Raw genomic sequence first — 9,262 nt, 5'->3', positions numbered from 1 at the left:
ACGACGCGACCTGCTCGACCGTCAACTCATGAGTACACAGTCATACCAACGACAGCCAGTCTTGATGGTCACCCCAGATGCGGTTGCAGTACTAGACGATCAAGTCCTATGTCTGGCTGGCACGTCTGGCGAGATCCTGTTTGTGAGCGGTGCACTCGTCGCGGCGACTCTGGCGGTGACGTCCGTGGTCATCCACCGGGCGCCTTCTAGGACAGGAATTGACCTAGAGCGGAACTAGCGTCATCACCAACGTTGAGGCACTCGCACTCCAGGAGGCAGCCAGATGTCCGTCAAGCCGGTTCCCCAGGGCTACAACACCGTGACGCCGTGGATCATCTCTCGCGACACAGTGCAGCTCATCGACTTCATGAAGAGGGCGTTCGACGCGGAGGAGCTCGCATGCCTGGCCGGCAAGGATGGAAGCATCGAGCATGCAGAGGTGCGGATCGGTGACTCGGTGGTGATGATGTTCGACGCGCGGCCGGAGTGGCCGCCGACCCCCGGCTTCCTCCGCCTCTACGTCGAGGACGCCGACGCCGTGCATCGGCAGGCTGTCGCGGTCGGCGGCACCTCGGTCACCGAGGTCACCCACCTGTTCTTCGGCGACCGGGTCGGGCGGGTGCGTGACCCGCTGGGCAACCTGTACTGGATCCAGACCCGCATGGAGGACCTGAGCCCGCAGGAGATGGAACGCCGCCTCGGCGACCCGGAGTTCACCAAAGCGATGGAGTATGTCCAAAGCGCCGACTTCTTCCCAGGCCGGGCCTCTGACTTCGGCTGAGCAGCCATTGTGCTGCCTGCAGTCCCGGGGTGAGAAGAGGGTGTCCAAGATCGTTGTGTGACGAACAACCTGGACACCCTGCTGACCGCACTGTACGTGAAGATCGACGACGAGCTGGAGACAGGCCGATGGATGGGCAGGCCACCACAGTTGACCGATGCGGAGCTGGTCACGCTCGCGGTCGCGCAGGCGCTGCTGGGCTTCGGTTCCGAGACGCGCTGGCTGCGGTACGCGAACGTGCACCTGGCGTCGATGTTTCCGTATCTCCCGCAGCAGTCCGGGTACAACAAGCGACTCAAGGCCGCGTTGCCGCTGGTCAAGAAGGCGATACGGATACTCGCGGCGGACACGGACTTCTGGTTCGACACCCACTGGATCGTCGACTCCACGCCCGTGCCGTGCGGCATGTCGCGGCCGACGGTGAAACGCTCGGAGATGGCCGGCTGGGCCGGATACGGATACTGCGCCTCGCACTCGCGGTTCTTCTGGGGCCTGCGCCTGTATCTGGTCTGCACGCCGACCGGAATGCCGATCCTGTGGGCCCTGGCCAACCCGAAACTCGACGAGCGCGAGGTCCTGCAAGCCATGCTCGACATCGACACCGGTCTCGTGACCGACCGGCCCGGCCTGCTGCTCATCAGCGACAAGGGCTTCGCTTCCAAGGAGTTCGAGAACGACCTCGCCATGCGCGGCATCACCTTGCTGCGGCCATCGTTCAAGCGGGAGAAGAAGCGCAAGGGCGAGGGGCTGCTCAAGTCGGTGCGGCAGCTGATCGAGTCGGTGAACGACACGCTGAAGGGGCAGTTGGACCTGGAGCTGCACGGCGGACGGACCTTCGAGGGCGTCGCCGTCCGGGTCGCCCAGCGCATCCTGGCGATGGCCGCCGCTATCTGGCGCAACCACAAGACCGGCGCGCCGATCACGCGCTCGCTGGTCGCATTCGATCACTGAAGACATCGGACTTGATCGTCTAGGGCGTGTCTCCGGTTGTGATCACTGAGTGGGCTGGAGGCTGCGGATCCAGATGACCGCGCCGCGGAGGTGGAGGTCGGCGAGGTAGCTTTCGGGCGTCTTGTCGTATCGGGTGGCGAGTCCTCGCCAGGCCTTGATCTTGTTGATGGCGCGTTCGACGGTGTTGCGGGCGCGGTAGAGATCGGTGTCGTGAGTGACCGGCCTTCCGCCCCGATTGCCCTTTTTCTTGCGGTTGGCTGCCTGGTCCTTCTTCTCCGGGATGACGGCCTTGATCTGGCGATTTCGCAGGTGGGCCCGGTTGGCCCGGGAGGAATAGGCCTTGTCGCCGGCGACGGCCGCGGGGCGGGTACGGGGGCGGCCGACCGGGACACGGACGCGCACCTTGCTCAACACGGGGATGAACTGTGGGCTGTCGGCGGCCTGCCCGGCGGTCAGGAGGAACGCCAGTGGGCGGCAGTTGCGGTCCGCGGCGAGGTGGACCTTGCTGGTCAGTCCGCCGCGGGACCGGCCGAGCAGGGCGGCCTTCAGGCGGGCCTGCCGCCTCAGGCGGATGCGTCGCCGCTCGGCTCGGTTCGGGTCGTCGTCCTGCCCGTTCTGTCCCTCGGGCGGTCCCCTTTTTGCCGGGCAGCTTCCTCCAGGGCGGCCAGGACATCCCCGTCCACCCGCATGCCGGCCGCGTCGTGATGGGCGCGTGCCGTGGTGGAATCCGCGCTGAGCAGGGACATGTCGACCTGCTCCCGCCGGGCGGCCTCGGCGATCATGCCTTTGAGCAGGGCATCGAAGACGCCCGCATCGCGCCACTGAACGAACCGGTTGCAGACGGTCTGCCAGGCCCCGAACCGGGCCGGAATCTCGCGCCACTGACTGCCGGTGCGGAACCGCCAGATCACCCCCTCGAACTGGTCGCGCAGCCGCTCGGGATACGGGCCGAACCTGCCTATCGGCTGGAACGGCTCGATCAACTTCCACTCTTCATCGGCGAGTTGCGCATGCGTCATACCAGAGTCCTACCGGATCGCTGCCCTGGTGGGGGCTCAAAACCCGGTTTTGATCACGACCGGAGACAGACCCTAGTGCCCGCTCAGTCGGAAGCGAGGATGCGGCAGATGTCGCCCTCGGTGCAGGTGGCGGGGTCGGTGGCGGAGGCGGTCAGGGTCAGCTCGCGCAGCATGGTGCGGGTCGCCTTCAGCTCGGCGATCCGGTGCTCGACGTCGGCGAGGTGCCTGTTGAGGATCTCGGCGACGTGAGCGCAGGGCGGGTGGCCGTCGTCGCGGATCGCCAGGACATCGCGGATCTCGGCGAGACTGAGGCCGGCCGCCTGGGCGGAGCGGATGAAGCCGACCCGGGCCGGGGCGTGGGCCGGGTAGACGCGGTAGCCGCCCGAGGTACGGGGCGGATCCGCCAGCAGCCCGGCCTGCTCGTAGAAGCGCAATGTCTTGGTGGTGGTGCCGGTGGCGGCGGCGAGGGCTCCGATGCGCATGCCTCCACCGTAGCCCTTGACCTTCCAGCGTGGTGGAAGGTCTACCGTGGGTCGCGTGACCAGAGAGGTGCCGCTGATGCGCGTGGAGATGCTGATCGTCCCGGACTGCCCGAACAGCCCGGTGCTCAGGGAGCGGCTGGCGCTCGCCCTCGCGGGCCGCACGGACGTGGAGGTCGCCGAGCACGTGGTCGACGGCCAGGCGGAGGCCGAACACCGGGGTATGCACGGCTCGCCGACGCTGCTGGTGGAAGGCCGCGACCCGTTCGCCGCCCCGGGCGCTCCGGCTAGCATGTCCTGCCGCCTCTACCGCAGCGCCGACGGCCGGGTCGGCGGAGCGCCCTCTGTCGAGGAGCTGCGGCGCGTGCTCGGCACTCCCGCCACTGGCGGAGCGGACCGGGCAGCCGGACGGGCCGGGCAGGGTCGGCTCGCCCCGATCGACGGTGGCCTGCGGGCGGTGCAGCAGGCCGTCCTGCGCTCCTTCGCCACCACCGGCGCCCCGCCCGAGCAGGCCGAGCTGGAGACGGCGGCCGCGCCCTTCGCCGTACCGGCCGCCCGGGTACTCGCCGAACTGGCTGCTGAGGACTTTTTCACTCTGGACGACGCCGGCCGAATCCAGGCCGCGTACCCGTTCTCCGCCACCGCCACCGAGCACGTCGTGCAGATCGCCGACGGGCCCACGGTGTGGTCGATGTGCGCGATCGACGCGCTCGGCATCCCGGTCATGCTGGGCACCGACGCCGTCATCACCTCCACCGACCCGCTCACCGGCGAGAACATCCGGGTGGAGTTCACCGGCGGCAAGACCACCTGGCAGCCGGCCACCACGGTGGTCTACTACGGCGCCCGCCCCGGCACCGGCCCGGCCGCCGCCGTGTGCTGTGGCTACCTGCGCTTCTTCACCGACCTCGCCACCGCCGAGCAGTGGACCGGCCAGCATGCCGACATCAGCGGCGCCGTGCTGGACCAGGCCGAGGCCGAGCGCCTGGGCGCGGACATCTTCGGCCCGTTGCTGGCCGCACCCGCATAGGAAGCCGGACCACCATGAACCCGCCGCAACGCCGCGACCCGACCGAGAAGGGCATTTCTCTGTCAAGTTCAGCGTGTTGGCGGCGCCCTCCCCCCGGTGCCTGGCCGACGCTTATTGGTGGGTGTGCAGGGTGTCGGTGAGGTGGGCGTGGTGGTGGCGCCAGCCCGAGGCGATACGGGTTGCGCCCGCCAGGTGAGGGTGGTCGTCCGGGAGGTCGGTGTGATCGTGCTCGGCACCGGCCTGTTCCCGTGACGGCCACAGCCGCACTGCCAGCAGTCCGGCGCCCAGCGCGATTGCGCCCAGCGCCAGCACGGCCGACTGTAGTCCGGCCGCCGCGCCGAGCCAGCCGGCCAGCGGATACGTCAGCAGCCAGCAGCTGTGCGAGAGCGAGAACTGGGCGGCGAACACGGCCGTGCGTTCCTGGGGCGCGACCTCTCGGCGGAGCAGTCGTCCTGCTGGAGTGAGCACCATCGAGCCGGCTCCGCCGAAGAGGGCCCATGCCGTCAGGAGCGCGGGCCAGCGCCAGTTTCCGCTGTCGGCCGCCGTGATGGCGCCCAGGCCCCCGAAGACGAGGGGAAGCAGCAGGGCGCCGCGCAGCATTACCGCGCGGTCGGAGGCCCGGTCCAGGACGTGGGGCAGCAGCAGTGCCACGGCCATTGAGCCCGCCCCGTAGGCGCTGAGGGCCCAGGGCACGTCGGCGACCTCGCGGCCGAGGTGGTCGTGCACGTAGATGACGGTGTTGACGGTGGCCACGGCGCCCGCCGCTGCGACCGCGAGGTCGAGGGCGAGCAGGGCGCGCAGTTGCGGGATGGTGAGGAAGAGGCGCGTGCCCGCGGTGGCTCTGGCGTAGACGCTGCCGGTGCGCGAGGTGGCGGGGGTGTCCGGTTTGGGCAGTACGGCTCCGATCACGAGTGCCGCCGAGGCGACGAAGCCGAACACCGTGCCCAGGAAGAGCCAGTTGTACGTGATCAGGGAGAGCAGGGCGGCGGCCAGGGCCGGGCTGAACAGGCTCTCCAGGTCGTAGGCGAGGCGGGACAGGGACAGCGCCTGGGTGTAGTCGCGCTCGGCCGGGAGCACGTCGGGGATCACCGCCTGGAACATCGGCGTGAACGCCGCGGACGCGGCCTGCAGCAGGAAGATCAGGACGTACACCTGCCAGACCTGGTCCACGAACGGCAGCAGCAGCGCGACGGCGGCCCGGGTCGCATCCGCTCCGACCATCAGGGTCCGGCGCGGCAGCCGGTCGGCGAGTGCGCCGATGGCCGGGGCGATGGCGACGTAGGCCACCATCTTGATCGCCAGCGCGGTGCCGAGCACCGCCCCGGCATCGGAGCCCGCGATGTCGTATGCGAGCAGCCCGAGTGCCACCGTGGCCAGGCCGGTGCCGACCAGGGCGACGACCTGGGCGGTGAACAGACGGCGGTAGGTGCGGTTGCGCAGCACGAAGAGCATGCGAGGGCACTCCCTGACCAATGCGAACGGGCGGCGACTCCACCGTAATCAACATGTGCACACCTGCGCATCTATCGAACGTAAACGCTTCGGGCTGGTTGTTCCGAGTCGGCCGTAGGCTGTCGGCATGACCAAGAGCGATCCCGCAACACCTGCGCCGCATGCGCATCTGCGGGCCCCCGACAGCGCTCGTCTGCGCGAGGCCACCGAGGTGTTCGCGTTGCTCTCCGACACGACCCGGCTGCACCTGCTGTGGCTGCTCGCCCGGGAGGAGGCGGACGTCGGCTCCCTGACCGGGCAGGTCTCCGCCTCCCGCACCGCCGTGAGCCAGCACCTGGCCAAACTGCGCCTGGCGGGCCTGGTGGAAACCCGCCGCCAGGGGCGGCACATGTACTACAGCCTGAGCGACGGACACCTGCGGCGCCTGGTCATGGAAGCGCTCAGCCACGCCGACCACCGGGTCAGCGGGCAGGCCCCGCACGCCTGAACCACACATGAGTCGGCGCTGTCGGACCGCTCTGCCAGACTCCCCGGATGAGCGCACAAGCCCCGGTGTCCTTTCGTCAGTACACCCGCCCCCATGATGTCGATGCAGCATTGCAACAACAGCTGGCACGCTGCTGGATCGAGGTGAGCGACGCCGGAGGAGCCGCCGGTTTTCCCTTCCCACCCGTCGACCCCGACGAGGTCGCAGCGGCGGCAGCGGACCTCGTCGCTGCACTGGACGCGGACCGCAGCCGTCTCTTGACGGCGTGGGCCGGCAGCGAGCTCGCCGGCTGGCTGAACATGCGCAAGGACGCACATCCCCTCGTCACCCACCGGGGCACGCTCCACCACGTCCAGACCCGCACCTCCGCACGTGGGCGTGGCATCGGCACGGCCCTGATGAACCGGGCCCGTGAGATCGCCCGCGACGAGATGGGCCTTGAACAACTCCACCTCGCCGCGCGCGGCGGTGTCGGACTAGAGGACTTCTACGGGCGTCTCGGCTGGAAGGAGATAGGCCGCTGGCCCGGCGCCTTGCGACTGGCTCCCGGAGACGACCGGGACGAGGTTCTCATGCTCCTGGCACCGTTGTGACACGGACGCTTCGGTGCCTGCGGAGGGAGGGCGAGGAGTGGTGGTGTCCGACTGACCGGGGGTGTTCTGGGGAGACTGGGCGCTCGGCCGTCTCTGACGCGGTCATCGCCCGGCCGGTTTGCCGGTGCCGTGCACGCCATTCGTACGAGCGAGGCGAGGCCTCGTCCGGTGGGGCGGTGGTTGACGGGCACCACCTGCCCACGTCCGGCGGTAGGGGAGGGCAGCAACGGCGGCCACCGCCTCTACGGTGAGGATGCGGTGATCGCGCTGTGGGTGATCGAGGCCGCCCAGCGGCTCGGGTTCACGCTGGAGGAGGTCGGGCCGTTAAGCGAGCGGCGAACCAAGAGCGCAGGGATTCCGAAGCCATTGGTGTCATTGCGGGGTGTGCCCGGTGCTGCGGTGGCGAGGGCGGCGCCGGCCTGGTCGGCGAGGGTCACAGCGACCAGACGGGTCTGGAGGGGCCCATCTCTGCGGCCACGTGGGAGATCGGGCGTTCCCGGCAGCGCTCGATGAGTCGGCGCCTTCCTTCGACCGACAGTGGGGCGTTGCGGTGGAGCGGTGCTGGGCTGCGGTGATGGGTTCGGGCAGATGGGCGGGTGCGGTTTTCGACACGTGTGATCAGGCGCTCGCGCCCGGGCGTCCTGAGGGGAAGCCGTGCCTGCGGGCGGTGACCACAATGACCAGTACCGGAGCAAGGAGCGCGAGCACGGACCAGGGGAAGGATGCGGGGCCCAGACTGCCGAGAAGGAGGCCGCCGATGACCGCGCCGGCGGCGATGGCGGTGTTCCACAGGGTGACGAGCATGGCTTGGGCAGTGTCCGCGGAGGTGCCCGCAGCGTCAGCCAAGGCTGTTTGCAGGAGAGCGGCAGCACCGCCGAATCCCAGTCCCCACAGTGTCCCTGCGGCGTAGACCGCGACAGCGCTGTCGGCGAGCACCGCCAGGACGGTGGCCGCTACGGCGAACAGGACGGTGCTGGCGATGGTGAGGACGCGTGGGCGACGGTCGATGTGGGCGCCTACCACCCAGATGCTCACCACCGACGCCATGCCGAAGACGAACAGCACCAAATCGACGGCATCGGCCATGCCGAGTCGGTCAAGGAACGTGGCGATGTAGGTGTACAGGATGTTGTGGGCCAGGACGAAGGCCAAAGTGACGAACAGAACTGGTGCCACCCCGGGCAGGCGGAGGGTTTGTGCGATGGGGGCCCGGCCGTGTCTGGGCTTGCCCGGGATAGTCCGGAACCGCCAGACCGATCCACGCGAGCAGGATGACAGCGAGCACGGTCATGGACCAGAACGTGATCCGCCAGCCGAACGTCTGACCGAGGAGGGTTCCTGCGGGCACCCCGAGCGAGAGGGCGAGTGGTGTGCCCGCCATTGCTACCGCGGTTGCCTTGCCCTGGAGCGTGCCGGGCACCATGCGCCGCGCGTAGCCGGCCAACATCGCCCAGACCAGTCCGGCGGCCAGTCCGGCGACGAATCGAGCGGCCATCGTCAGCGCATAGTTTCCTGAGACAGCTGTGACGGTATTGGCGAGCGCAAAACCAACCATGGCGGTCAGCAGCAGCCGTCTGCGCCGCCATCCGGAGGTGGCCGTGGAGAGTGGGATCGCCGCGACAGCGGAACCGATCGCGTAGATCGTCACCGACTGCCCCATCGCAGATTCGCTGACCCGCAGACTCTCGCTCATCGAGGGCAGTACCCCCGCCGGCAGTGCCTCGGTCAGGATGGTGATAAAGGCGGCAGTGGCCAGCGCAGCCAGGGCGCCCAGGGGGGAGCCGCTGGTCGCTGGCTTCGTTCGCGGCGCTGGTCAGCCGCGCGGCTTGGGTTCGCATGGCAGCTATGCTCGAACCATCACATTGATGTGAAGGTCAAGCGAGCAAGCGTGAGGTCGGGCACATGCGTATCGGAGAACTGTCGGAGCGCACCAGCACCCCCCGAAGGCTCCTGCGCTACTACGAGGAGCAGGGCCTGATCACCGCAGCCCGCTCCCCGAACGGCTACCGCGACTACGAGGACTACCTGGTGGACAGGGTCCTGCAGATCAGAGGACTGCTCGACGCCGGCCTGCCGACCCGGATCATCAAACAGATACTCCCGTGCCTCGATCAGCCCCGGATCATCTACTTCTCGGACGCGACACCCGAGATGATCGGCACGCTGGAGCGTGAACGCGACCGGATGACCGAACGCATCGAGTGCCTGATCCGCAACAGAGACGCCATCGCCGACTACCTCAACGCCGTACGCAGCAACAAGTCAGCCAATGCCACATCCGAAGTGCCTACAACGTCATGACACATAACATCTAGGGCCGATAGATTAGCTCGATCATTATGGCGATGATCAACCCCCATACGCCGATACCAAGGTGAACCGCCCCGGTTCGAATGGAGACTCGATTCCGTGAAAGGATTGAGTCATGGCACGCCCCTCTTCGTATCCCCTTGAGCTGCGCAAACGAGCG

Annotated in this window: 8 protein-coding genes and 2 pseudogenes; 6 read left to right on the top strand and 4 right to left on the bottom strand. The window is 68.4% G+C overall.

What is annotated here, in order from left to right:
• The first annotated feature begins 283 nt into the window (after window positions 1-283).
• Together ACWCQ6_RS34310 and ACWCQ6_RS34305 are read left to right on the top strand one after the other, a co-directional pair.
• A complete protein-coding gene (locus ACWCQ6_RS34310; RefSeq protein WP_451095994.1) occupies window positions 284-781 on the top strand; it encodes a VOC family protein in 498 nt (165 codons plus the stop codon).
• Between the two features lie 57 nt (window positions 782-838).
• On the top strand, window positions 839-1,732 hold the full coding sequence (locus tag ACWCQ6_RS34305; protein ID WP_451095992.1) for an IS982 family transposase: 894 nt from the start codon (window positions 839-841) through the stop codon (window positions 1,730-1,732).
• A gap of 42 nt (window positions 1,733-1,774) precedes the next feature.
• Here ACWCQ6_RS34305 and ACWCQ6_RS34300 read toward each other — a convergent pair.
• Both ACWCQ6_RS34300 and ACWCQ6_RS34295 read right to left on the bottom strand, forming a co-directional pair.
• Window positions 1,775-2,751: pseudogene (locus ACWCQ6_RS34300) on the bottom strand (IS5 family transposase).
• Between the two features lie 83 nt (window positions 2,752-2,834).
• Window positions 2,835-3,233, bottom strand: a complete 399-nt coding sequence (locus ACWCQ6_RS34295) for a MerR family DNA-binding protein (RefSeq protein WP_451095991.1) — start codon at window positions 3,231-3,233, stop codon at window positions 2,835-2,837.
• 55 nt (window positions 3,234-3,288) lie between these two features.
• Here ACWCQ6_RS34295 and ACWCQ6_RS34290 point away from each other — a divergent pair, with 55 nt between their 5' ends.
• The gene (locus tag ACWCQ6_RS34290) at window positions 3,289-4,260 is read left to right on the top strand and encodes an alkylmercury lyase family protein (protein WP_451095989.1); all 972 of its coding nucleotides are present in this window, start codon (window positions 3,289-3,291) and stop codon (window positions 4,258-4,260) included.
• A 111-nt stretch (window positions 4,261-4,371) separates the two neighbouring features.
• Here ACWCQ6_RS34290 and ACWCQ6_RS34285 read toward each other — a convergent pair whose 3' ends face one another.
• The gene (locus ACWCQ6_RS34285; RefSeq protein WP_451095987.1) at window positions 4,372-5,712 is read right to left on the bottom strand and encodes an MFS transporter; all 1,341 of its coding nucleotides are present in this window, start codon (window positions 5,710-5,712) and stop codon (window positions 4,372-4,374) included.
• Window positions 5,713-5,839: 127 nt separating this feature from the next.
• Here ACWCQ6_RS34285 and ACWCQ6_RS34280 point away from each other — a divergent pair, with 127 nt between their 5' ends.
• Together ACWCQ6_RS34280 and ACWCQ6_RS34275 are read left to right on the top strand one after the other, a co-directional pair.
• Entirely contained in the window at window positions 5,840-6,199 is a 360-nt protein-coding gene (locus ACWCQ6_RS34280) for an ArsR/SmtB family transcription factor (RefSeq protein WP_344516589.1), read from the top strand.
• Window positions 6,200-6,246: 47 nt separating this feature from the next.
• The gene (locus ACWCQ6_RS34275; RefSeq protein WP_451095984.1) at window positions 6,247-6,792 is read left to right on the top strand and encodes a GNAT family N-acetyltransferase; all 546 of its coding nucleotides are present in this window, start codon (window positions 6,247-6,249) and stop codon (window positions 6,790-6,792) included.
• Window positions 6,793-7,410: 618 nt separating this feature from the next.
• Here the strand turns inward: ACWCQ6_RS34275 and ACWCQ6_RS34270 are convergent.
• A pseudogene (locus ACWCQ6_RS34270) lies at window positions 7,411-8,566 on the bottom strand (MFS transporter).
• Window positions 8,567-8,694: 128 nt separating this feature from the next.
• Between ACWCQ6_RS34270 and ACWCQ6_RS34265 the strand changes: the two are divergent.
• Complete coding sequence (locus tag ACWCQ6_RS34265) at window positions 8,695-9,093, top strand: MerR family transcriptional regulator (RefSeq protein ID WP_451095982.1); 399 nt, start codon at window positions 8,695-8,697, stop codon at window positions 9,091-9,093.
• Window positions 9,094-9,262: the final 169 nt, after the last annotated feature.

This window comes from Streptomyces sp. NPDC001880 (assembly GCF_053594575.1).
This window is presented reverse-complemented; position numbering and strand designations above follow the sequence as displayed.